The 23,643-nt window shown below is 51.5% G+C and carries 18 protein-coding genes and 2 rRNA genes (1 of these 20 running past the window's edge); 18 read left to right on the top strand and 2 right to left on the bottom strand.

Going from position 1 to position 23,643, the window contains the following annotated elements:
• From WJU22_RS00650 to WJU22_RS00640, 3 genes are all read left to right on the top strand, one after another.
• Positions 1 to 2,489 (top strand): 23S ribosomal RNA (locus WJU22_RS00650) (it extends 394 nt beyond the left edge of the window).
• Positions 2,490 to 2,605: 116 nt separating this feature from the next.
• A 5S ribosomal RNA gene (rrf, locus tag WJU22_RS00645) occupies positions 2,606 to 2,717 on the top strand.
• A gap of 1,941 nt (positions 2,718 to 4,658) precedes the next feature.
• Positions 4,659 to 5,576: an SDR family oxidoreductase gene (locus tag WJU22_RS00640; RefSeq protein WP_341841392.1), complete on the top strand. Its 918-nt coding sequence runs from the start codon at positions 4,659 to 4,661 to the stop codon at positions 5,574 to 5,576.
• A gap of 1,281 nt (positions 5,577 to 6,857) precedes the next feature.
• Here the strand turns inward: WJU22_RS00640 and hisS are convergent.
• Together hisS and WJU22_RS00630 are read right to left on the bottom strand one after the other, a co-directional pair.
• Positions 6,858 to 8,204 carry a histidine--tRNA ligase gene (gene hisS / locus WJU22_RS00635; RefSeq protein ID WP_341841391.1) on the bottom strand — a complete coding sequence of 449 codons (1,347 nt, stop codon included), beginning with the start codon at positions 8,202 to 8,204 and terminating at the stop codon, positions 6,858 to 6,860.
• Between the two features lie 35 nt (positions 8,205 to 8,239).
• Positions 8,240 to 8,674 (bottom strand): low molecular weight protein-tyrosine-phosphatase, encoded by a 435-nt coding sequence (locus WJU22_RS00630; RefSeq protein WP_341841390.1) that lies wholly within the window; start codon positions 8,672 to 8,674, stop codon positions 8,240 to 8,242.
• A 544-nt stretch (positions 8,675 to 9,218) separates the two neighbouring features.
• On the opposite strand from WJU22_RS00630, the gene WJU22_RS00625 reads away from it, so the two are divergent.
• The 15 genes from WJU22_RS00625 (at position 9,219) to nuoK (ending at position 23,623) form a co-directional block, all read left to right on the top strand.
• Positions 9,219 to 10,142 (top strand): substrate-binding domain-containing protein, encoded by a 924-nt coding sequence (locus tag WJU22_RS00625; protein WP_341841389.1) that lies wholly within the window; start codon positions 9,219 to 9,221, stop codon positions 10,140 to 10,142.
• A 39-nt stretch (positions 10,143 to 10,181) separates the two neighbouring features.
• On the top strand, positions 10,182 to 11,900 hold the full coding sequence (locus tag WJU22_RS00620) for a tetratricopeptide repeat protein (RefSeq protein ID WP_341841388.1): 1,719 nt from the start codon (positions 10,182 to 10,184) through the stop codon (positions 11,898 to 11,900).
• Between the two features lie 240 nt (positions 11,901 to 12,140).
• Positions 12,141 to 13,853: a tetratricopeptide repeat protein gene (locus WJU22_RS00615; RefSeq protein WP_341841387.1), complete on the top strand. Its 1,713-nt coding sequence runs from the start codon at positions 12,141 to 12,143 to the stop codon at positions 13,851 to 13,853.
• Between the two features lie 246 nt (positions 13,854 to 14,099).
• The gene (locus WJU22_RS00610; protein WP_341841386.1) at positions 14,100 to 14,495 is read left to right on the top strand and encodes an NADH-quinone oxidoreductase subunit A; all 396 of its coding nucleotides are present in this window, start codon (positions 14,100 to 14,102) and stop codon (positions 14,493 to 14,495) included.
• Between the two features lie 64 nt (positions 14,496 to 14,559).
• Positions 14,560 to 15,030 carry an NADH-quinone oxidoreductase subunit B gene (locus WJU22_RS00605; RefSeq protein WP_341841385.1) on the top strand — a complete coding sequence of 157 codons (471 nt, stop codon included), beginning with the start codon at positions 14,560 to 14,562 and terminating at the stop codon, positions 15,028 to 15,030.
• A gap of 111 nt (positions 15,031 to 15,141) precedes the next feature.
• A complete protein-coding gene (locus WJU22_RS00600; protein ID WP_341841384.1) occupies positions 15,142 to 15,663 on the top strand; it encodes an NADH-quinone oxidoreductase subunit C in 522 nt (173 codons plus the stop codon).
• Between the two features lie 24 nt (positions 15,664 to 15,687).
• Positions 15,688 to 16,902: an NADH-quinone oxidoreductase subunit D gene (locus WJU22_RS00595; RefSeq protein WP_341841383.1), complete on the top strand. Its 1,215-nt coding sequence runs from the start codon at positions 15,688 to 15,690 to the stop codon at positions 16,900 to 16,902.
• An 82-nt stretch (positions 16,903 to 16,984) separates the two neighbouring features.
• Entirely contained in the window at positions 16,985 to 17,989 is a 1,005-nt protein-coding gene (locus WJU22_RS00590; RefSeq protein WP_341841382.1) for a WG repeat-containing protein, read from the top strand.
• An 83-nt stretch (positions 17,990 to 18,072) separates the two neighbouring features.
• The gene (locus WJU22_RS00585; protein WP_341841381.1) at positions 18,073 to 18,570 is read left to right on the top strand and encodes an NAD(P)H-dependent oxidoreductase subunit E; all 498 of its coding nucleotides are present in this window, start codon (positions 18,073 to 18,075) and stop codon (positions 18,568 to 18,570) included.
• Between the two features lie 120 nt (positions 18,571 to 18,690).
• A complete protein-coding gene (nuoF, locus tag WJU22_RS00580) occupies positions 18,691 to 20,049 on the top strand; it encodes an NADH-quinone oxidoreductase subunit NuoF (protein WP_341841380.1) in 1,359 nt (452 codons plus the stop codon).
• A 39-nt stretch (positions 20,050 to 20,088) separates the two neighbouring features.
• Entirely contained in the window at positions 20,089 to 21,195 is a 1,107-nt protein-coding gene (locus WJU22_RS00575; RefSeq protein ID WP_341841379.1) for a 2Fe-2S iron-sulfur cluster-binding protein, read from the top strand.
• Between the two features lie 8 nt (positions 21,196 to 21,203).
• Positions 21,204 to 22,256, top strand: a complete 1,053-nt coding sequence (nuoH, locus tag WJU22_RS00570) for an NADH-quinone oxidoreductase subunit NuoH (protein ID WP_341841378.1) — start codon at positions 21,204 to 21,206, stop codon at positions 22,254 to 22,256.
• Positions 22,257 to 22,275: 19 nt separating this feature from the next.
• Entirely contained in the window at positions 22,276 to 22,794 is a 519-nt protein-coding gene (gene nuoI, locus WJU22_RS00565) for an NADH-quinone oxidoreductase subunit NuoI (protein WP_341841377.1), read from the top strand.
• 16 nt (positions 22,795 to 22,810) lie between these two features.
• Entirely contained in the window at positions 22,811 to 23,293 is a 483-nt protein-coding gene (locus WJU22_RS00560; RefSeq protein WP_341841376.1) for an NADH-quinone oxidoreductase subunit J, read from the top strand.
• Positions 23,294 to 23,305: 12 nt separating this feature from the next.
• A complete protein-coding gene (gene nuoK / locus WJU22_RS00555) occupies positions 23,306 to 23,623 on the top strand; it encodes an NADH-quinone oxidoreductase subunit NuoK (protein WP_341841375.1) in 318 nt (105 codons plus the stop codon).
• Positions 23,624 to 23,643 lie beyond the last annotated feature (20 nt).

The raw sequence follows: 23,643 nt of genomic DNA, 5'->3' as shown, positions 1-23,643 counted from the left end.
AGCGCGGGACCGGAGGAATCCTGTGTGAAACTGCCAGCACCATCTGGTAAGGCTAAATACTCCCTAGAGACCGATAGTGAACCAGTACCGTAAGGGAAAGGTGAAAAGTACTCCGAACAGGAGAGTGAAATAGTACCTGAAACCGTGCGCCTACAAGCGGTCGGAGCCTGGAAACGGGTGACGGCGTGCCTTTTGCATAATGAGCCTACGAGTTACTCCTCACTGGCGAGGTTAAGTTCTTCAGTAACGGAGCCGCAGCGAAAGCGAGTCCTAACAGGGCGCTTAGTCAGTGGGGGTAGACGCGAAACTTTGTGATCTATCCATGGGCAGGTTGAAGGTTTGGTAACACAAACTGGAGGACCGAACCCATTAGCGTTGAAAAGCTATGGGATGACCTGTGGATAGGGGTGAAAGGCCAATCAAACTGAGAGATAGCTCGTTCTCCCCGAAATGTTTTTAGGAACAGCCTCGTATAACAGACGTATCATAGAGGTAGAGCTACTAATTGGGCTAGGGGGCTTCACCGCCTACCAAACCCTAATAAACTCCGAATGCTATGATATATCTACGGGAGTGAGGCTGTGGGCGCTAAGGTCCATGGCCGAGAGGGAAATAACCCAGATTAACAGCTAAGGTCCCTAAGTGTATGTTAAGTTGAACAAACGCAGTTCAAACCCTAAAACAGCCAGGATGTTGGCTTGGAAGCAGCCATTCATTTAAAGAGTGCGTAACAGCTCACTGGTCGAGGGTTTGGGCACGGAAAATAATCGGGCATCAAACATACTACCGAAGCTTTAGGATCCCCGCTAGGCGGGTGATCGGTAGGGGAGCATTCTGTACTGCATCGAAGGTGTACCGCGAGGTATGCTGGAGCGTACAGAAAAGAAAATGTAGGCATAAGTAACGATAAAAAAGATGAAAAATCTTTTCGCCGTAAGACTAAGGGTTCCTGATCAACGCTAATCGGATCAGGGTTAGTCGGGTCCTTAGGCAAAGCCGAGAGGCGTAGCTGATGGCAAACTGGTGAATATTCCAGTACCTGCTATAATTTCGATGGGGTAACGGAGTAGTGAAAGGACTGCGCACTTACGGAATAGTGCGTTAAAGGGTGTAGGTATACCGATTGTAGGAAAATCCGCAGTTGGTGCTGAACCTGATAGTACACAGAAGCTTCGGCTGAAGTGATAATGTCCCTAATCAGACTTCCAAGAAAAACCTCTAAGGTTAGGTTATAGCAGCCCGTACCGTAAACCGACACAGGTAGTCGAGGAGAATATCCTAAGGCGCTCGAGTGATCCATGGTAAAGGAACTAGGCAAATTGACGCTGTAACTTCGGGATAAGGCGTACCACAGTGATGTGGTCTCAGTAAAATGGTCCAACCAACTGTTTAACAAAAACACAGGGCCCTGCAAAATCGAAAGATGAAGTATAGAGCCTGATACCTGCCCGGTGCTGGAAGGTTAAGGAAGGGTGTTCGTAGCAATACAAAGCTCCTGACTGAAGCCCCAGTAAACGGCGGCCGTAACTATAACGGTCCTAAGGTAGCGAAATTCCTTGTCGGGTAAGTTCCGACCTGCACGAATGGTCTAATGAGTTGGACACTGTCTCTACCATGAGCTCGGTGAAATTGTAGTATCGGTGAAGATGCCGGTTAATCGCAACGGGACGGAAAGACCCCGTGAACCTTCACTACAACTTAACATTGATTTTGAGTGCCAGATGTGTAGGATAGTTGGGAGACTATGAAGCGGCTTCGCCAGGAGTCGTGGAGTCAACGTTGAAATACCAACCTTCTGTTACTTAGAGTCTAACCCGTGAAAATGGGGACATTGTTTGGTGGGTAGTTTGACTGGGGTGGTCGCCTCCTAAAAAGTAACGGAGGCTCGCAAAGGTACCCTCAGTACGGTTGGTAATCGTACGCAGAGCGCATTAGTAAAAGGGTGCTTGACTGTGAGGCAGACAAGCCGAGCAGGTGCGAAAGCAGGCTAAAGTGATCCGGTGGTTCTGTATGGAAGGGCCATCGCTCAAAGGATAAAAGGTACTCCGGGGATAACAGGCTGATCTCCCCCAAGAGCTCATATCGACGGGGAGGTTTGGCACCTCGATGTCGGTTCGTCACATCCTGGGGCTGGAGAAGGTCCCAAGGGTTCGGCTGTTCGCCGATTAAAGTGGCACGTGAACTGGGTTCAGAACGTCGCAAGACAGTTCGGTCCCTATCTGTTGTGATCGTTAGTAAATTGAGAGGACATGACCTTAGTACGAGAGGACCGGGTCGTACGTACCGCTGGTGTATCTGTTGTGCCGCCAGGTGCAGTGCAGAGTAGCTATGTACGGGCAAGATAAACGCTGAAAGCATCTAAGCGTGAAACTTACCTCAAGATGAGTTTACTTTTAAGGGCCGTCGAAGACGACGACGTTGATAGGCTACAGGTGTACAGGTGGTAACATCAAAGCCGAGTAGTACTAATTGCCCGTAAGCTTTAATTTTATTTTTACGCTCTTTATCGAAGCTGAAGGTATCCGCAAGGAAACCGGAAAGTAAAGAGCGTGTTTTACAACTTCCCGATATGTAAATTTATTAGTAGTAAGATACTTAAAGATCTTATGGTGGTTTTTCCGAGGGTGTTCACCTCTTCCCATTCCGAACAGAGAAGTTAAGCCCCTCATGGCCGATGGTACTGCACTATCATGCGGGAGAGTAGGTAGCTGCCATATTTATTGAAAAAAGGTTCAGGAGCAATCTTGGACCTTTTTTTATTTATACCCCTCACCGAATCAAGAAATGCAACCATAGATTGTACTACTTCCGGGCAAAATAGCCCCCGCTTCCCATCCCCGATTGCAATTTTACTACACTTACTAATGGATGGACGTTTGCATATATTAAATTCCAACCCTGCGCGTGCTCCTCATAACTCGACTCCCATCCCCATTTGCAGTTTTCTTGCAGTTAATTACTCCTCTTCCCCATAGACCGAACGTCCCGAACAATATTCTATTTAGTAAAATGGATGGATGGCTGCATACATTGGATTCCAACCCAGCTCGTTTTCTCCATACCTGAGCTCCCATCCCCGGGTGCAATTTTCCTACTCTTAATTAAACCTTTTTCCCTTCAATCCATACGCCCTGAGCAATATTTCATTCCTATCGTCACTAGTACGAGATTCTCCGACAATTACTTACTCTTATTTTCCATCAACCCCACGTCCTGAGCAATAGTCTATTTCATAGAATGGATAGAGGGTTCCATACATTGGATTCCAACCCACCCCGTTTTCTCCATACCTGAACTCCCATCCCCGGTTGCAATTTTCCTACATCTATTTACTCCTTCTTTCCCGTCAACCCAACGTCCTGAACAATATTCCATTCTTATCCTCACAAGGACTGGATTTTCCTACATCTATTTACTCCTTCTTTCCCGTCAACCCAACGTCCTGAACAATATTCCATTCTTATCCTCACCAGTACGAGATTTTCTTACATTTACTTACTCCTCTTTTCCATCAACCGAACGTCCTTAACAATATTCCATTCCAATAAATGCAACGCGTGCTGGATATATTGGGTTATTTATCTTACACATTTTACTCCTACAAGGAACATTGAGTAGCCCTTTCCCGTATAGCCCTATTCTTCCCCAAGGCTATTTATTCCCGTAACAGCGATTTCAATTGCATTCACTGTGCAGAATGGAATACTTTTAATTGTACCCATCCCGATATATTAAGAGCGGGCTTTCCGTGAACACTTATTCCTTCTCTATAGAGGATTTATTCCCGAAACAACTCTATCTATTGCATTCATTGTGCGGGGATAGCATATTTCCATTCCCGAACATGATATTATTAACCATGTTGATAACTTAAGCTTTGCAGTTTCCCGTGCAAACGAATTTTTCCCGTATAGACGATTCCTTCCTATAGTAATTCTATCAACTGCATTCATTGTGCAGTTATAGCATATTTCGAGTTCTGAACACATATCATCAATAACCAACCCGATATCTTGCGTTGCAGTTTTCAGAGAACACTTATCCTTCCTATATAGAATTTATTCCCATAACAACTCTATCAATTGCATTCATTGAGCAGTGATAGCATATTTCTATTCCTGAACACATTCATCAATAACGAACCAGATATCTTAAGCGTTGCAGTTTTCAGTTAACACTTATCCTTCCCTATATAGGATTTATTCCTAAAACAACTCTAACTATTGCATTCATGTGCTGTGATAGCATATTTCCATTCCTGAAAACATTGCATCAATAACCAACCCAATAACTTAAGCTTTGCAATTTCCCGTGCAAACGAATTCTTCCCTGATAGTCGATTCTCTCCTATAACAACTATATTAATTGCATTGATTGTGTGGAGATAGTTTACTCCCAATCCTGAACTCATAATTTACACCCATCCCGAAATAGAATATGCTGCATGTTCTCGTTTAAACTTATGGACCAAGCCTCTGATAACAACCGCAATAAAGAATCCCAACTATAACGTCCCCCCTCACAAGTCATTTCCAAGTAATCCCCAATGCCCTCATATCCCGCAAATTATATTAACATCCTTCGAAAAATAATCCACTACGCAGATACAATGCGTACCGCCGTACGAAATTCACCGTCCCATCAAACCTAACTAACGTATGAAACCTCTGGAAGGAAAAATCATCCTCGTCGCCGGCGCCACCCGCGGAGCCGGAAGAGGAATCGCATCCATGCTCGGTGAAGCAGGCGCCACCGTCTATTGCTCCGGACGAAGCGTTAAAGGCGCCCCAGCTTCCGGCCCCTCCCGCCCGGAAACCATCGACGAAACAGCGGAAATCGTCACGGAATTAGGCGGAATCGGAATCCCCGTCAGGACAGACCACAGTAAAGAAGAAGAAGTGATCGCCCTGATGGACCGGATACAAAAAGACCACGGCCACCTCGACGTCCTCGTAAACGACGTATGGGGCGGCGATGCCCTCATGCAATGGAACCTCCCATTCTGGGAAAATGACCTCTCAAAAGGATTTCAAATGATGAGACAGGCGATCGATACGCACATCATCACCGCCAAGTACGCCGTGCCGCTCATGCTTCCCGCGAAAAAAGGACTCATCGTCGAAGTAACCGACGGAGATGGCTATTTCTACCGTGGACAACTGTTTTATGATCTGGTCAAAACAACCGTTATCCGTTTGGCCTACGACATGTCGCAGGACCTCGAGCCCCACGGCATTGGCGCACTTGCCATAACGCCCGGCTTCCTTCGCTCCGAAGCTATGCTGGAACACTTCGGAGTTACGGAAAGCAACTGGAAGGATGGGACCCGCGTAGATCCGAACTTTATTGCGTCCGAAACACCCTGGTTCGTGGGGCGCGCCGTTGCCGCATTGGCTGCAGACCCGGCCGTCTTCGAAAAAGAGGAAAAGTATTCAGCTCCTGGAACCTCTCTGATGAATACGGATTCTCCGATCGTGACGGAGCCAGGCCACATTGGGGAAATTACGTTCGTACCACGATCCCCGAATACCTCCACAAGCCGCTGGATGACGAATTTTATAGCTACTGGAAACTGATTTCGGGAAAGAAGATCGGCGGAGATGCCTGGGAATAGTGATGTTGGATTTTGGATAATGATGGTTGAGAGTATGCGCAATTGAATAAAGGATTCACAACCTGAATTGATGCATTTATGATTAAATGCTGAATTCGAATGCCGTTGGAGAAATTCTGTGCATGGAAGTGGCAGGCGAAATTGTATGCAACATTGTGGCGGAGAAATGTTATACGAGTGACTGGAAACGCGGTGCAGTTCTCGAACAGCGCCATATTGTCTGCCAAAAATTACATTGGATCGATGTTGTCCTTTTTTATGGATTGTTGTTGGATCCATGAGGTATCTATTTGCTAGTGGTATCGAGGGATAGCACCGACTTTACATATGATGTAAACGCAGCATGAATATTGAGCCGTATGATTTTCATTCACAAAAGATAGCTTTGATTAAACAACATCATTAGTTATTGAAGTGAAGTACAAATCGATCGGTGAATATTAGAGTATCCATCGGCCAGCGATATGGTCGGATGTCATACGCCCTTATTTTTGAGAACAGACTTCAACTGTTTGCCGAATTGTACATGGTATGATTGCTGTAAATCCAACACGCGGATCCAGATAATTGCGCGTAGATGCCAGACGCCCTAATCTTCTGAGAACAAGCGTATGTGGTTTACCGAATTGTACATGGTTTGATTTCTGATAATTCAGCATGTAGATCCGGATAATTGTACGCTGATTTTTTAAGTATCCATCTGCCAGCGAAATTGTCGGATGTCATGCGCCTTTTTTTGAGAACGGTTTTCACCTGTTCGCTGAATTGTACATGGTTTGATTGCTGAAAATCCCATATGTAGATTCGGATAATCGTACACTGATGACAGACGTCCTTATTTTTGAAAACAAGCTTAAGTTGTTCGCCGAATTGTACATGGTTTGATTGCTGAAAATTCCACATACAGATCCGGATAATTTTACGTCGATGTCAGACGTCCTTATTTTTGAAAACAAGCTTAAGTTGTTCGCCGAATTAAACATGGTATGATTGCTGCAAATTCCACATACAGATCCGGATAATTTTACGTCGATGTCAGACGTCCTTATTTTTGAAAACAAGCTTAAGTTGTTCGCCGAATTATACATGGTATGATTGCTGCAAATCCAGCACGCAGTTCCGGATGTCAGCCATGTTTTGAAAAATGAATGGCAACTCGATTTACCGTGTGCAGTAAAAACGCGTATAAAAAAAGAGGCACCGGATTTCCAGCGCCTCTTGAAAATATAATGTGTTTCACTTGCTAAAATGTAAATGCGTCCAATTCAGCCGGTGTAAGCTGATGGCGCTGCTTCCCCGTCATGCTCTTGAGAAACACAACGCCAGGCGCATTGTCTTCTACATAAGCGATGTAAGGAATGCCTCGCTTTTCGGCATATTTGTATTGTTTGTCCTGCTTGATTTCATCCGGGAAAATTTCCGTGCTGATACCACGTTCCCGCAGGCGGGAGACATATCCGTAAACCTCCGCCAGTTTCTCCGTCCCAGGGTGAAAAAATATCACCTGCGTTCCCTGCTGCGCAGTTTCCGGGAACAATTGCAGATCTTCCAGTACATCGTAAATCCGGTCAACCCCAAAAGAAATCCCCACACCCGAAATCCCCGGAAGCCCGAAAAGCCCCGTCAGATCGTCGTACCGGCCGCCGCCACCAATACTTCCCATGTTCACGCTCTCAGGCGCCTTCACTTCCACGATCATACCGGTATAGTAATTCAGGCCGCGGGCCAGCGTCAGGTCGATCTCGGGTTGACGGCTGAACGATGTCAGCCCGCTTCCCAGTATGTACCGCAATTCCTCCACGCCCTTGAGCCCCGTTTCCGATCCCGCAAAAAGCTGCGTGAGCCGGTCGAGCTTTTCGTCGTTGCTGCCCTGCAGTGAAATAAATTCCATCACTTTATCTGCCTCCGACCCCGAAAGCCCACGCTGCGCCAGTTCTTCGCGAACCCCGCTATCCCCGATTTTGTCGAGCTTATCGATGGCGATCGTAATGGCGAGCATCAAATCCGGACGGCCGACAAGTTCCGCCAATCCCGTGAGAATCTTGCGGTTGTTGACTTTCATCCGGTATCCCGAAAGCCCGAGCGTATTGAAAACCGTATCGTAAATCTGCAGTAGTTCGATTTCGTTCAGGAGAGAATTACTGCCCACCACGTCCGCGTCGCACTGGAAAAACTCGCGATAGCGGCCACGTTGCGGCTTATCGCCCCGCCAAACCGGCTGGATCTGGTAGCGCTTAAAAGGCAGATGGATCTTCCCCTGGTTCATCACCACGAATCGGGCAAAAGGAATGGTCAGGTCGTACCGCAGCGACTTTTCACACAGGATCAGCGCCAGTTCACGGCTGTCTTTCGCCATTTGCGCCTGGCCATAGATTTTATCGCCGTTATTGAGGATTTTGAAAATCAGGTTATCGCCTTCGTCACCGTATTTGCCGAGAAGGGTGGAGGTGTATTCCATCGCCGGGGTTTCGAGGGGCTGGAAGCCGAACCGTTCGAAAGCCTGCCGGATGACGGCGAAAATGTGGTTGCGCTTGCGGACCACGTCTGGCCCGAAATCGCGCGTACCTTGAGGAGTGTTGAGTTTTGCCATGCTATAAAGCGTCAAGAATGTGAATGTTAGAAATTTCAGGCAAGCCGTACGATGCGTTCGCAGGCGCCATGGATGAGCCGGAACACCGGCTCGAAAAGGGCATCGTCGTACCAGGGGTCCGGGACAGGCTGCTGGTCTTCCAGCAACAATTGTACCTTCTGCTGGTCGGCCGACGAGCGGGCTTTTTGGAGCACATCGCGGTAATTGTCCAGGTCCATGACGAAAATCCGGTCGAACCGGTCGAAATCTTCGGAGGAGAACTGCCGGCCGCGAAGCCCGGAGATGTCGATCCCGTGCTGTTTCGCTACGGCAATGGAGCGGCGGTCGGGCGGGTGGCCCACATGCCAGTTGCCGGTGCCGGCGGAATCTACGTCCCAATTCAGTCCTTTTTGGCCCGCCAGGTGGCGGAGGATGCCTTCGGCAAGCGGGGACCGGCAAATATTACCAAGGCAGACCATCAATATCTTCATGTTCGATCAATTGATCGGGAATTACTGGTTATCAATGATTTGATGTAAATCCTGCATCCCTTTACCCCCGATTTTTCAGACCGCAAACCTACCGAATTTTCAGGGAAACCGCTAACGCATTTTGGAGGAATTGCATATGTTAAAACTTTGCTGTATTATGGAAAATGAAAGGTTCGGCATCATCTTTCTGAAAGCTTTTGAAACAGCCCGGAAAATTTTTAACAAACGAATAAAAGTTTGATGCGGTAGAAAAAAGCATTTTTTTGTATACTTGTAATTTGCCACCAATGCGACAGGAGAACGACAATACGAACAATCGGACAAACGTGCAATATCGCCCGCTGGGCGAGCTGATCAGGGGAATGATTTTTATTCTTTTTGGACTGTACGCACTGTTTTCCGAGAAACTGGGAATGGGTAGACTGGACATCTCCGATACGTGGCTCTACGTATTGGCCGGCATGTTGGGCGCTTATGGATTATTTCGTGTCTACAGGGGTATCAAACAATTATTCTTTTAACCAAGTATCACCCACTAGTGCGTATGTTTTTAAAAGCTAAAAACTGGATGGGCCTGGCATTGGCGACGGCTTCCGTTACCATGCTGGCCGCAGGATGCGGAGGTAATAACTCCGGTAAAGGTGAATTGGACGGCCCCACGAAAGGAGAGATCCATATTTCGGTTGACAAAACGTATCAGCCGTTGCTGGAATCCGAAATCCGGGTGTTCGAGTCACAGTATCCGAAAGCGAAGATCATCGCCCATTACAAGCCTGAAGCAGATTGCTTCAAAGACCTGTTCAACGACAGCGCGCGCCTTATCATCGTAACGCGCGACCTGAAAGAGAACGAACTGGAATATTTCAAAAAAGAGAAGATCCGCCCGCAAAGCGGTAAGCTCGCTACAGACGCCATCGCGCTGATCGTGAATCACAGCAATCCCGATTCCATCCTTACGATGGACCAGGTACGCGAGATCATGAACGGCAAATCGCAGAAGAAATGGAATATCGTATTCGACGATCAGAATTCCAGCACAGCGCGCTACGTCCTGGACTCCATCAACAAAGGCCAGCCTTTGCCGGCCAACACGATGGCAGCCCATTCCAATGCAGAAGTGATCTCGCATGTGGAAAAGGATAAAAACGCCATCGGTGTGATCGGGGTGAACTGGATTTCCGACACGAACGATTCCACCGCCATCGAATTCAGCAACCGCATCACGACGGTAAAACTCCGTGCAGACGGATACACCGAATTCGTGAAGCCGTACCAATACTTTATCGGGACGAAGTCCTACCCGCTCACGAGAGGTATGTTCTATATCCTCAAAGAGCCCCGCCAGGGTTTGGGTTCAGGCTTCGCGACATTCCTCTCCGGTCAGCCCGGCCAACTGGTGATCGGAAAATTCAAGTTGTTCCCGGCCCGTTTGAACATCGTGTTCCGGGAGGCCACTTTAACAGAGTAAAAACTAAATACTGATAACACAACTAAAACCGGATTGCTCATGAACAGAAGGAACAGTTTATTTGTAGCCATGCTCTGCATAGCCAACGGAGCTATGGCGCAAACTGTGGAAGATGGTTTGAAGGATTTGTACTACGGCAAATACCAAACTGCCAAACAGAATCTCGAAAAAGCCATCACCGCGAAACCAACGGATGACCGCGCTTATTACTACCTCGGAATAGCCGAACTGGGACTGGAGAATAAGGACGCAGCTGCAGCCGCCTTCACCAAAGGCCTCACCGCCGTTCCCACCTCCTCCCTCCTCATGGTAGGTCAGGGCCGTATCGATCTCCTCAACGGTAAAACCGCTGAAGCGAAACAGAAATTCGAAGCCGCCAGCACCGCCACCGAAGGCCGCGACGGCGACGTTGCCCGTGCCATCGCAGACGCCAACACCGAAATTAAAGGCGGCGACCGCGGATATGCGCTCACCATCATGGAGAAACTCCTCAACAACGAAGGACGTAAGAAAAAACAAATGTATACCGCCACCGCGGCCGATTACATCGAACTGGGCGACGCTTACCGTTACCTGGGCGGTGAAAACGGCGGCAAAGCGATCACCACTTACGAAAAAGCACTCGAGCTCGACGCCAACAACGCCGAAGCCGTGATGAAACAAGGCCTGGTAAACTACAACGCCCGCCTGCTCCAGCAAGCCGTGGCCGACTGGTCCAAAGCCACCAACATGGACGCGAACTATGCACCCGCATACTTCGAACTGTACCAGTTTTACATCACCCAGCGTAAAGAGCAGTTCTCGCTCCCCCACGCTGCGCAATACCTCCAGAAATACGTGGAAGTTGGGGACCCCTCCGACAAATCCAAAAACGAATATTACCTGGCTGCCATCAATTTCTACCAGAAAGACTATGATGGCGCTATCGCCAAGGCGAAAGCCCTGTTGCCTGCAGCCAACGACGTTTACAAAGGTAAACTCACCCTGCTGGCCGCCGATGCGCACCTGCAGAAAGGCGATTCCCTCTCCGCCAAATCCCTCATGGACGAGCGCGTGAAAGCCGTTCCCGCAGAACAGCTCCAGGTGAACGATTATAAACTCCTCAGCGCCATCTATGGCAAACTGAAACACTCCGATTCCGCCACCCAGGCTGGCTACCAGCAAACTGCCGGTCTCTACCTGGAAAAATACGCAGAAACCGACACTACCACCGACGCAGAGAAATACCGCAACGTGGCAGAAGCTTACAAAGACATGCGTAACTACGCCAAAGCCGCCCAATGGTATGGCAAAGCACTGGAAGTGAAAGAAAATCCCGCTGCGATGACCGACCACTTCTACAAAGCGTTCTATGAGTACTACGCAGCCGATTACAGCGGTTCCGACGCCTCCTGGACCAGCTTCACCGAGAAGTATCCCACCCAGCCCACCGCTTTCTACTGGAAAGGCATGGCCAACTTCGCGCTGGACCAGCAAGCCAAGGAAGGCCGCGGTAAAGACGCCTTCGAGAAATACATCGGGATGGTGAAACCTGAAGACGAAGCCCGTAACAAACGCTTCCTCCTCAACGCCTACACTTACCTGATGCTGTATCACTACAATAAGGAAGACCAGGCCGCCATGCAGCCTTATATGGACAAACTGGTAGCCATCGACCCGAACAACGATACCGTTCGCCAGGTGAAGGAATTCCTCAGCTCCTCCAACAAAGCCGCAGGTAGCTCCGCGAAAGCAGCCACCGCCAACGGCTCCAAATAATTCCGGACCCAAATCCCGGATCACCGGCAGCGCCCACACGGGCGCTGCTTTTTTTATGCCCATTTTTAACGTTTCCTGCATTGTTTTTACCGGATTATTTGAGTAAATTCAGAGACGGAGCCTGCCTGTATCGTGGCCGCAGCCATCATTCTGGCATGTTTTTTTATTACATGAACCCATACCGCAGCCGAACTAAAAGGCTCCGGTAACGTTTAGTTAATCGGTTAAAACATTTTTATCATGAAGAAGCGTATCAGTACCGTGGTTGCCCTTTTCCTCCTCACAGGAGGGGCAATGGCGCAAACGATAGAAGACGGGCTCAAAAACCTCTATTACGGAAAATACGCCACCGCCAAATCCAATTTCGAGCAGGCGATAGCGGCCAAACCCACGGACGAACGGGCGTATTATTACCTCGGGATCGCTGAACTGGGCCAGGAAAACAAGGACGGAGCGGCAGCCGCCTTCCAGAAAGGGCTCACCGCCGTGCCAAATTCCCCTCTTCTCAATGTTGGCCTCGGCCGTATCGACCTGCTGAGCGGTAACGCCGCCGCGGCACGCCAGAAGTTCGATGCCGCCCTCAACGCCACCGCCAAAAGCAAGAATGGCGACGTGGCCCGTGCCATCGCAGATGCCAACACCGAAGTGAAAGGCGGCGATAAAGCCTTCGCCCTCGCCGTCATGAAACAACTGGTAGAAGGGAACGACGGCCGGAAAGGATATAAACCCGTAGCCGCAGATTACATCGAACTGGGCGATGTTTACCGCTATATGGGCGGCGAAAACGGCGGCAAAGCCATCGAAGCATACGAAAAAGCGCTGGAACTGGAACAAAACAACGCAGAAGCCGTCATGAAACGCGGCCATGTGAACTATAACGCCAAACTCCTCGAACAGGCAGTGGCCGACTGGTCGCAAGCCACCACGCTCGACCCGAACTATGCCCCGGCTTTCTACGAACTGTACCAGTTCTACTACACCCCCAAGCCCAGGCAGTTCTCCCTTCCCAAGGCAAAGGAATATTTACAGAAGTACCTGGCCCTGAGCGACCAGGCCGATAAAACCCGGAATGAGTATTACCTCGCTTCCATCATGTTCCTCGACCGCGACTACGAGGGCGCCATCAACAAAGCGAAATCGCTCATCCCCCAGGCTAACGAATCCTACAAAATGAAGCTCGAACGGATGATCGCCGACGCGTACCTCCAGAAAGGCGATTCCCTCGCCGCCCGCCAGCAGTTCGACGACTATGTGAAACGCTCCGGGGAAAGCAAGCTGGAACCCATCGATTATAAGCTCGGCAGCGAGATCTACAGCCGTATCAAACTGGGCGATTCCACCCAGCAGGCCGCGATCGACCAGCAATCGCTCAACTACCTCGAGAAATACGCTACATCCGACACCGCCAAAGACCTGGACCGTTACGAAGCCGTGGCTAAAGCCTTCCAGCAGGCGCGGGTGTTCGGCAAAGCCGGCGAATGGTACCAGAAAGTGGCCGACCTGAAGGCCGAGAAAGGAGAGAAGCCCGCTGCGCTCGACCTGTTCAACATCGGCCAGAACTACTATTACGCCTCCAGCGGGGGGACGGACACGGCGATGCTGGCCAAGTCTTCCGAAGCCTTCGGAAAGCTGACCACCGCCTTCCCTGACCTCACCACCGGGCACTTCTGGCAGGGGATGGCCGCCGCCGCCCGCGACGTGGAAGCCAAAACCGGGGTGGCACAGCCCTATTTCGATAAATACCTGAGCCTGGCCGAGACGGACCCCGCCAAGAACAAGGCAGGCCTCATCAAGGCGTATACCTACCTGATGGTATATTATTACAATAAGGAAGACAAAGCCAATATGCAGAAGTATATGGACAAACTGACGCCGCTGGATCCTACGAGCGAACCCGTGAAGCAGATCAAAGACATTATGAGCAAGCCCCAGCAAAAAGGCGGCGGACGCTAATAAATATTTAAATTTCAGGCATTTGACATACACGGCCCGGGAACACTCCCGGGCCGTGTACATGTTACACGTTTAGGCTCAATCAATTACACAAACGGGTGAGCGCCCCGGAAACTCCGGAAACCAACGTCACATATTTTATTATATTACATATACAAAAAAAAGATTAGATTTTCAGGATTGTCGATTTGAATTATAGTTTAGTTGCAGTATTTTTGCGCTTTCAGACAATATATTGGGAAGCTTATGTTTTTTGTCTCTGAATTTTTGACAGCAAGCAACACGCCGGTCAGCTATTTTCCTATCCTTTTACAAGTTGTTGCTGCTTTGGGTTTCGTTGGTATCACCATGATTGCCACGCACTTTCTCGGCCCGAAGCGTAAAACCAGTGACAAACTGGAGAATTTCGAAAGCGGTATCGAACAGATGGGGAACGCGCGTCAGCCAGTGGCTATCAAGTACTTTCTGACAGCAATTCTCTTCGTGTTGTTTGATGTGGAAGTCATCTTTTTCTATCCCTACGCTGTTAATTTTAAAGCGTTGGGATGGAGTGGTTTTATGGCGATGCTCGCATTTGTTTGCTTCTTCATGGGCGGTTTCTACTACATCATTAAGAAAGGTGCCCTGAAGTGGGAAGATTGATACTTAGTTAACTATTAATAAATTCCCGCTGTGTGAATGCGGCGGGATTAGGAGGGTAAAGATTATGTCTCGTCCTGTTCAGTTTAATACGAATGTGAAGGTGGTGGAAATGCCGGAAGGCTATAGCGGAGAAGGTTTCTTTGCCACATCTTTCGATAAGGTCATTGGCCTGGCCCGTAAGAATTCCATCTGGCCGCTGCCGTTTGCCACATCCTGCTGTGGCATCGAATTCATGGCCACCATGGCCGCCCACTACGACCTCGCCCGTTTCGGCTCCGAGCGTTTGGGCTTTACGCCCCGCCAGTGCGACCTGCTCATGGTAATGGGTACCATCGCTAAAAAGATGGGGCCCGTGCTGCGGCAGGTATACCTGCAAATGGCGGAGCCCCGCTGGGTGATTGCCGTTGGCGCCTGCGCCAGCAGCGGCGGTATCTTCGATACCTACTCCGTGCTCCAGGGCATCGACCAGATAATCCCCGTGGACGTTTACGTTCCCGGATGCCCCCGCGCCCGGAAGCGATCCTCGACGGCGTGATGCGCGTGCAGGATCTGGTGGGCCAGGAAAGCCTGCGCCGCCGCCATAGCGACCGGTATAAGGATCTCATGAATTCCTACGGAATACAATAGTCACGATAATAGCGATTACATGTCTTTGACGAATGAGCATATCAAGAACAGGCTGGTCGAGAAGTTCGGCGAGGCGTTGACCAATTTTGAAGAGTCGTACGGCATTATGTCGTTCCACGCGCCCAAAGAGATCAATCTGAAAGTCATGCAGTTTCTCTACGACGAAGAGGACCTGGCATTCCGTTTCATGACCGACCTCTGCGGCGTGCATTACCCCGACAACGCGGGTGCCGAACTGGGTGTGGTGTATCACCTGCACAACCTCGTGCAGAACGTGCGCCTCCGGTTCAAAGTGTTCACTGCCGTGGAAACACCGCAGATTTTCACCGCCACCAAGTTGTTCGCCACCGCCAACTGGCAGGAAAGGGAAACATATGATTTCTTCGGGGTCGACTTCGTAGGGCATCCGAACCTGGTCCGCATCCTGAACGTGGATGAAATGGATTACTTCCCCCTGCGCAAGGAATTCCCGCTGGAAGACCAGACCCGTGTAGACAAGGACGACGAAATGTTCGGCCGCGGCGGAAGCGTCGGTATTTAAGTTTAACTTTTAGCAAATCAGGATATGTCTGATCACCATATACAACTACCGGAAGGCTCCATAGAGAAGCAGACCAACACGCTCAACCTTGGGCCTACCCACCCCGCCACCCACGGCGTATTCCAGAACGTACTGGAGATGGACGGCGAAAGGATCGTGTCCGCCACGCCTACCGTTGGCTACATTCACCGCGCTTTCGAAAAAATCGCCGAGCGCAAGCCGTATTACCAGATCACTCCGCTGACAGACAGGCTCAACTACTGCTCGGCCCCCATCAATAACATCGGCTGGCACCTGACCGTGGAAAAGCTCCTGGGCATCAAAACGCCCAAAAGAGTGGATTACCTCCGCGTTATCATCATGGAACTGGCCCGTATCACCGACCACCTCATCTGCAACTCCGTTATCGGCGTAGACTCCGGCGCATTCACCGGCTTCCTCTACGTAATGCAGTACCGCGAACTGGTATACGAAATCTACGAAGAAATCTGCGGCTCGCGCCTCACCACCAATATCGGCCGTATCGGCGGTTTCGAAAGGAACTTCACCGAAACGGCTTTCCGTAAGATCAACAAGTTCCTCGACGAATATCCGGCCGTACTGAAAGAGTTCGAAAAACTCTTCACCCGCAACCGCATCTTCATGGAACGTACCCAGGGCGTTGGCGCCATTACGGCGGAACGCGCCCTCAACTACGGCTTCACCGGTCCGAACCTGCGCGCAGCAGGCGTGGATTACGATGTGCGCGTAGCCACTCCGTACAGCTCTTACGAAGATTTCGAGTTCAGCATTCCCGTAGGCACCACCGGCGACACGTACGACCGTTTCCTGGTGCGCAACGCGGAAATGTGGCAGAGCCTCGGCATCATCCGGCAGGCGATGGACAAACTGAAAGACCTCCCCGCCGATGTCTACCATGCCGACGTTCCTGCTTACTACCTGCCCGACAAGGAAGACGTTTATTCCAAAATGGAAGCGCTCATCTATCACTTCAAGATCGTGATGGGCGAAACCGACATCCTGCCCGGCGAAGTGTACAACGCCGTGGAAGGCGCCAACGGCGAACTGGGATTCTATCTCATTTCCGACGGCGGCCGATCCCCGTACCGCCTGCATTTCCGCAGGCCCTGCTTCATCTATTACCAGGCGTACCCGGAAATGGTGAAGGGCGCGATGCTGAGCGATGCCATCATCTGTATGTCATCCCTCAACCTGATCGCTGGCGAACTGGACGCATAAATTCTTTGGCAGGGCCCCCGCGGGCCCTGCACGCATATATCCTACTATCCCTGAATACCCTATGAAAAAAGTTCTTTTATTATTGAACGCAGTCCTGTGCCTTACCGCCAGCAATGCGGCCGCTCAGCAACAGCTATCCAAAAAGCTCGTGCCTTACCGCATGGGCAATAAATGGGGCTATAGCCGGATCGATAACAATTGGATCGTCATTACACCGCAGTTCGACGATGCGCAACCTTTCGGCGAACTCAACGGGATGTGGATAAAAAACGATGACATCGCCCGGGTGAAGAAAGACGGTAAATCTTTCTGGATTAACGGACGAGGAATCCGGACGGAAGCCGAGGTGGATGTGAAGCGGATTGGGGAAAGCGTCCGGATCGCGGAACTACAGACGGCCGACAAGCCGTCTGACGGAGCGCCCATCGGTCAGCAATCGTCGAACATCAGGTACAGCAACGGGAAAGCCGGGCTGGTAGATGACGGCGAAGTGCTGCTGGAATGTAAGTACGATTCCATTTATGCCCACGGGGCCTTCCGAATGTATGCATTCGTGAAGCTCAACGGCAAATGGGGCGCGGTAGCTACAGAGCAATCGAAGCGTGGCGAGTGGATCGTGCCGGCGCAGTTCGACGCAGTGACCGATATGGATGTGTTCGGCCCCTATTTCCTGGTTACCCTGGACGGTAAGCAGGGCGTATGGAGCAATAACACCGAGTTGTTGCCCCTGGGGTATTATACGATCAGGCTGGCTGGCGGGCCCATGCATTATTGTGCTTTTGCCGTATCCGGCAAAGCCGGCGTGCGGTTGTTCGGGCTGAACGGAAAGCCGCTGGGGAACGAAGTGTACGACTGGGTGTTCACCAATTGGAGTTACATCGGGGTAATCCCCAGGTACGGCATCGATAAACTGGTGTACGTTCGGAAGAATAAAAAATATGGTGTGATCGACGAATCCGGGAAAGCCGTAACGGAGTTGAAATATGACAAGCTGAACGCATTTCCGGATATGCCTTACACACTGGTGATGTATAAAGGGAAGAAGGGTTATATCGGGACGGATGGAACGGAGTATTTCGAGGATTGAAAATGTGGAGCAGGGAAGGGGAATGGAAATGTGCTTTCACGAACTTGTAAAAAACAGAAATTAACTTATAAAGACGAATATAAATGGCCGTTCAATTTTCTGAAGAGAAACTGAATAAAGTAAAAGAGATCATCGCGCGGTACCCGGACGGGAAGCAGAAAAGCGCACTGATCCCTGTGCTGCACCTGGCGCAGGAATCTTTCGGCGGATGGCTCAGCGCGGACACGATGGATTATGTGGCCGGCCTGCTCCAGATCGAGCCGATCGAAGTGTATGAAGTGGCTACCTTCTACTCCATGTTCAACCTGCAGCCCGTAGGCAAATACCTGTTCGAGGTATGCCAGACGGGGCCCTGCATGCTCCGCGGATCTGACGACATTATTCATTATATCAAGGAAAAGCTGGGCATCAAGAACGGGGAAACCACGGCCGACGGGCTGTTTACTCTCAAAACCGTGGAATGCCTCGGCGCCTGCGGTTACGCACCGATGATGCAGCTGGGCAAGTTCTACAAGGAACACCTCACCAAAGAGAAGATAGACCAGATCATCGCGGAGTGCCGCGCACAGGCGAACAACTAAAAGCTGACCGGATCCCTGCCGCCGAAGTGTGCGACGCAACGGGGGAGGAGGGAAGATCGGAAAGCCGACCAAACGAAAAACATCACGTTGCCCAGGCAACAACTTATATAAAGCGAGACAATGGGACGTAAATTACTGTTAGACAAGGCGCATATAGAAGGCATCCGGTATTTCGACGTATACCGGAAAAACGGCGGATATGCCGCTGCCGAAAAAGCCCTGAAGAGCATGAGCCCGGATCAGGTGACGGAAGAAGTGAAGAAAAGCGGCCTGAGAGGCCGTGGCGGCGCGGGCTTCCCCACAGGATTGAAATGGAGCTTCCTGGCCAAACCGGAAGGAGTGCCCCGCTACCTCGTCTGCAACGCCGACGAATCCGAGCCCGGTACCTTCAAAGACCGTTACCTCATGGAGTTTCTCCCGCACCTGCTCATCGAAGGCCTGCTGATCTCCAGCTACGCCCTCGGTGCCAACACCACTTACATCTACATCCGCGGCGAATACGCCTGGATCCCCGATATTCTCGAAGAAGCCATCGCCGAAGCGCACAAAAACGGCTTCCTCGGTAAAAACATCCTCGGCTCCGGGTTCGACCTCGACATTTACGTGCAACGCGGCGCCGGCGCCTACATCTGTGGCGAAGAAACCGCCCTCATCGAATCGCTGGAAGGCAAACGCGGCAACCCGCGCATTAAACCGCCGTTCCCCGCCGTGAAAGGCCTGTACCAGTGCCCCACCGTGGTAAACAACGTGGAAACCCTCGCCACCATCGTGCCCATCATCAACATCGGGGGCGATGAATACGTGAAATACGGCACGGGCAAATCCACCGGCACCAAACTCATCTCCGCCTGCGGCAACCTCAATAAACCCGGGGTGTACGAAATCGAGATGAACATTTCCGTAGAAGAATTCATTTACTCCGACGAATACTGCGGCGGCATCCCCAACGGGAAACGCCTCAAAGCCTGCATCCCCGGCGGCTCCTCCGTACCCATCGTTCCCGCCAACCTGCTGCTCACCACGGCCAAAGGCGAAAAACGCATGATGACGTACGAAAGCCTCAACGACGGCGGGTTCGCCACCGGCACCATGATGGGCTCGGGCGGGTTCATCGTGCTGGACGAAGACCAGTGCGTAGTGCGCCACACCCTTTCGCTGGCCCGGTTCTACCACCACGAAAGCTGCGGACAGTGCAGCCCCTGCCGCGAAGGAACGGGATGGATGGAAAAAGTGCTCAAAAACATTGAGCACGGTAAAGGAAAAATGAGCGACATCGACCTGCTGTGGGACATTCAGCGCAAGATCGAAGGCAACACCATCTGCCCCCTCGGCGACGCCGCCGCATGGCCGGTGGCCGCCGCCATCCGTCACTTCCGTGACGAATTCGAATGGCACGTGCTGAACCCCGACGAAGCGCAGCGCCGCAACTTCGGCCTGGCACATTACGCAGACCCGCTGCCGGTAGCTGCCGCTGTCTGATAAGGAAACAACATTATTCTTCTTTTTTACTTTTTAATAATGGCGGAAGAAAAGAAATTATTCAAGGTCAAGATCGATAATATCACGGTAGAAGTGGAACCGGGAACGACCATCCTCAACGCCGCCCGCACCATCGGCGGCGAAGTGGTGCCCCCTGCCATGTGCTATTACTCCAAGCTGCAGGGCTCCGGCGGTAAATGCCGCACCTGCCTCGTGAAAGTGACGAAAGGCTCCGAAGCGGACCCGCGCCCCATGCCCAAGCTGGTGGCCAGCTGCCGCACCACCGTGATGGACGGGATGGAAGTGGCCAACATCACCTCCCCCGAAGTGCTCGACGCCCGCAAAGGCGTGGTAGAGTTCCTCCTCATCAACCACCCGCTCGATTGCCCCGTGTGCGACCAGGCCGGAGAATGCGACCTGCAGGACCTCAGCTACGAGCACGGCGTTTCCGGCACCCGGTACGAATTCAAGCGCCGCACTTTCGAGAAGGAAGACATCGGCGAACATATCAAACTGCACATGACGCGCTGCATCCTTTGCTACCGCTGTGTGTTCACGGCAGACCAGCTGACCAACAAGCGCCACCACGGCATCCTGAAACGGGGAGACGCTTCCGAGATCAGCACCTACATGCGCGCATCCCTCGACCATACCAATTTCATCGGCAACGTGATCGATGTTTGCCCCGTTGGCGCACTCACCGACCGTACCGCCCGTTTCAAGAACCGTGTATGGTTCCTCAAACCGGTAGACGCCCACCGCGAATGCTCCGATCCGAAATGCTGCGGCAAAGTGGCGCTCTGGATGCGTGGCGACGAGATTTTCCGCGTTACCGCCCGCAAAGACAAATACGGTGAAGTGGAAGGCTTCATTTGCGATACCTGCCGCTTCGAGAAAAAAGATATCAAAGACTGGATCGTGGAAGGCCCCCGCAAGATTTCGCGCCACAGCGTAATCACCGCCGGCCACTACGTGGGTGTGCATAAGCCCCAGGAAACCGTGATGAAAGTGATGGACGGCCGCAACCCCCGGTTGCTGATGGACATCCACTCGGTGAGCGAGGTGAACATGCCGCAGGTAGACCTGAGCCAGATCGAAGGGCCGGCGCACTCAACCGATTTTCCGACTAAAAAAGGCGATCAATAAAGCGAGATATGGAATTCACAATTGACTGGTATTTCATTATAGAAAAGTTGCTGCTGATTTCGGCAGTGCTGGGTATTTCATTGGTGGTGGCGATGTACAGCACCTGGGGCGAGCGCAAGGTGGCCGCCTGGATCCAGGACCGCCGCGGGCCCAACCGCGCAGGCCCGTTCGGGTTGCTGCAGCCTTTGGCAGACGGTGGCAAGCTTTTCTTCAAGGAAGAGATCATCCCCTCGAGCGCCAACCGCTTTTTGTTCATCATGGGCCCTTCGCTTGCCATGTTCACCGCCTGCCTCACCAGCGCCGTGATCCCCTGGGGAGACACCCTCACCATCGCCGGCCGTGAAGTGAGCCTGCAGATCGCCGACGTCAACATCGGCGTACTGTGGATCATGATGGTCGTAGGCATGGGCGTGTACGGCATCATGATCGGTGGATGGGCATCCAACAACAAATTCTCCCTGCTGGCCGCCTGCCGCGGCGCATCGCAGGTAATTTCATACGAACTGCCCATGGGCCTGGCCCTCATCGCCCTGTTCATGCTCAGCGGTTCCCTCAGCCTGAAAGACATCGTGGAGCAACAGCGCGAAGGCATCTGGTTCGTGTTCCTCCAGCCCATCGGCTTCCTCATCTTCCTCATCTGCTCTTTCGCGGAAACCAACCGTACGCCGTTCGACCTTCCCGAAGCGGAAAACGAACTGAACGGCGGTTACCACCTCGAATATTCATCCATGAAACTGGGCTTCTACCTCTTCGCCGAATACATCAACATGTTCATCAGCTCCGTGCTGATGGCCACGCTGTATTGGGGCGGATACGCCTTCCCTTTCATGGACAAACTGGGGATAGACGGTAATCTGCTGACGGTCCTCGGAATTGCGGCGCTGTTCCTCAAGACGTTATTCTTCATCTTCTTCTTTATGTGGGTGCGGTGGACGATCCCGCGGTTCCGATACGATCAGCTCATGAAGCTCGGATGGAAAGTATTGATCCCGCTGGCATTGCTGAATATGCTCATTACCGGCGCCGTGATCCTTTTCCGTGAGAATGGTTTTAATTTTTAAACTTCAAGAAACTCATCATATGCAATCTTTAACCAACAGGGCAACGCCGGTAGACAGGAGGCCCATGACCTTTGCGGAGAAACTTTATCTGCCTGCGATAGCGAAAGGTATGGGCATTACCCTGAAGCACCTTTTCAAGAAGAAAGCGACGGTGAACTATCCCGAAGAGACGCGCCCGTTCAGCCCCGTGTTCCGCGGGCTGCACATCCTGAACCGCGACGAAATGGGACGCGAGCGCTGTACGGCCTGCGGGTTGTGCGCAGTGGCTTGTCCTGCCGAAGCGATCACCATGGAAGCGGCCGAGCGCCTGCCGGGCGAGGAGCATCTGTACCGTGAGGAGAAATACGCCGCGCGTTACGAGATCAACATGCTGCGCTGCATCTTCTGCGGTTTCTGTGAAGAAGCCTGCCCGAAACAGGCGGTTTACATGTCTGAAACCTTCGCGCCGGCGAACTACCAGCGTAAAGGGTTCATTTACGGGAAGGAAGACATGCTGATCCCCCATCCTCAAAAACAAATCAAAGAAAACAACCAATAAGGCAATGGGAATCGATATGATAATCTTTACAGTGCTGTCTGCGATCGCCATCGCATCCGCACTGGGCGTGATCCTGAGCAAGAACCCCGTGAACAGCGTGCTTTGCATGATCACCTGCTTCGTCGCCATCGCGGGCCATTACATCATGCTGAACGCACAGTTCCTGTTCGTTGTTCACCTCATCGTGTACACCGGCGCCATCATGGTACTGTTCCTCTTCGTATTGATGATGATGAACCTCAACGCCGACATCGAGCCGCAGAAACGCAACTGGCTGAAATACGCCGGCGCCATTTCCGGCGGTGCGCTGCTGCTGGTGCTCGTAGCCGCCCTGCGCGACGCGAGCCTCCCCGCCATCCAGCCCGGCGGCAACACGGAGATCGGCCTGGTTCAAAACCTCGGTAAAACATTGTTCACCTCTTACGTGGTGCCCTTCGAACTGAGCAGCGTGCTGTTCCTCAGCGCGATGGTCGGCGCCGTAGTGATCGGTAAGAAATAAAACGCATTCGATATGCCCGTTCAATATTACATCTTTCTCAGCGTCGCCCTGTTTTGCATCGGCATCATGGGGGTACTGATGCGCCGGAACGCCATCATCATCTTCATGTGCATCGAGCTCATGCTCAACGCCGTGAACCTGTTGCTGGTAGCTTTCTCCAAAATGTGGGTAGACGCCGGGCGGATAGACGCCGCCTCAGCGCAGCTCTTCGTTTTCTTCGTGATGGTCGTTGCCGCAGCGGAAGTTTCCGTGGGCCTCGCCATTATCGTGATGATGTACCGGAACACCCATTCCGTAGACATCAACATTCTCAGCAGACTGAAAAACTAGGATTAAAAAATAGTATAGAT

It is taken from the genome of Chitinophaga caseinilytica (genome assembly GCF_038396765.1).
In the GTDB taxonomy this organism is placed as follows: Bacteria; Bacteroidota; Bacteroidia; order Chitinophagales; family Chitinophagaceae; genus Chitinophaga; species Chitinophaga caseinilytica.
This window is presented reverse-complemented; position numbering and strand designations above follow the sequence as displayed.

Coding starts and splice junctions, on each gene's coding strand:
- WJU22_RS00640 (WP_341841392.1), top strand. CDS start 4,659: ATGAAACCTCTGGAAGGAAAAATCATCCTCGTCGCCGGCGCCACCCGC.
- hisS (WP_341841391.1), bottom strand. CDS start 8,204: ATGGCAAAACTCAACACTCCTCAAGGTACGCGCGATTTCGGGCCAGAC.
- WJU22_RS00630 (WP_341841390.1), bottom strand. CDS start 8,674: ATGAAGATATTGATGGTCTGCCTTGGTAATATTTGCCGGTCCCCGCTT.
- WJU22_RS00625 (WP_341841389.1), top strand. CDS start 9,219: ATGTTTTTAAAAGCTAAAAACTGGATGGGCCTGGCATTGGCGACGGCT.
- WJU22_RS00620 (WP_341841388.1), top strand. CDS start 10,182: ATGAACAGAAGGAACAGTTTATTTGTAGCCATGCTCTGCATAGCCAAC.
- WJU22_RS00615 (WP_341841387.1), top strand. CDS start 12,141: ATGAAGAAGCGTATCAGTACCGTGGTTGCCCTTTTCCTCCTCACAGGA.
- WJU22_RS00610 (WP_341841386.1), top strand. CDS start 14,100: ATGTTTTTTGTCTCTGAATTTTTGACAGCAAGCAACACGCCGGTCAGC.
- WJU22_RS00605 (WP_341841385.1), top strand. CDS start 14,560: ATGTCTCGTCCTGTTCAGTTTAATACGAATGTGAAGGTGGTGGAAATG.
- WJU22_RS00600 (WP_341841384.1), top strand. CDS start 15,142: ATGTCTTTGACGAATGAGCATATCAAGAACAGGCTGGTCGAGAAGTTC.
- WJU22_RS00595 (WP_341841383.1), top strand. CDS start 15,688: ATGTCTGATCACCATATACAACTACCGGAAGGCTCCATAGAGAAGCAG.
- WJU22_RS00585 (WP_341841381.1), top strand. CDS start 18,073: ATGGCCGTTCAATTTTCTGAAGAGAAACTGAATAAAGTAAAAGAGATC.
- nuoF (WP_341841380.1), top strand. CDS start 18,691: ATGGGACGTAAATTACTGTTAGACAAGGCGCATATAGAAGGCATCCGG.
- WJU22_RS00575 (WP_341841379.1), top strand. CDS start 20,089: ATGGCGGAAGAAAAGAAATTATTCAAGGTCAAGATCGATAATATCACG.
- nuoH (WP_341841378.1), top strand. CDS start 21,204: ATGGAATTCACAATTGACTGGTATTTCATTATAGAAAAGTTGCTGCTG.
- nuoI (WP_341841377.1), top strand. CDS start 22,276: ATGCAATCTTTAACCAACAGGGCAACGCCGGTAGACAGGAGGCCCATG.
- WJU22_RS00560 (WP_341841376.1), top strand. CDS start 22,811: ATGATAATCTTTACAGTGCTGTCTGCGATCGCCATCGCATCCGCACTG.
- nuoK (WP_341841375.1), top strand. CDS start 23,306: ATGCCCGTTCAATATTACATCTTTCTCAGCGTCGCCCTGTTTTGCATC.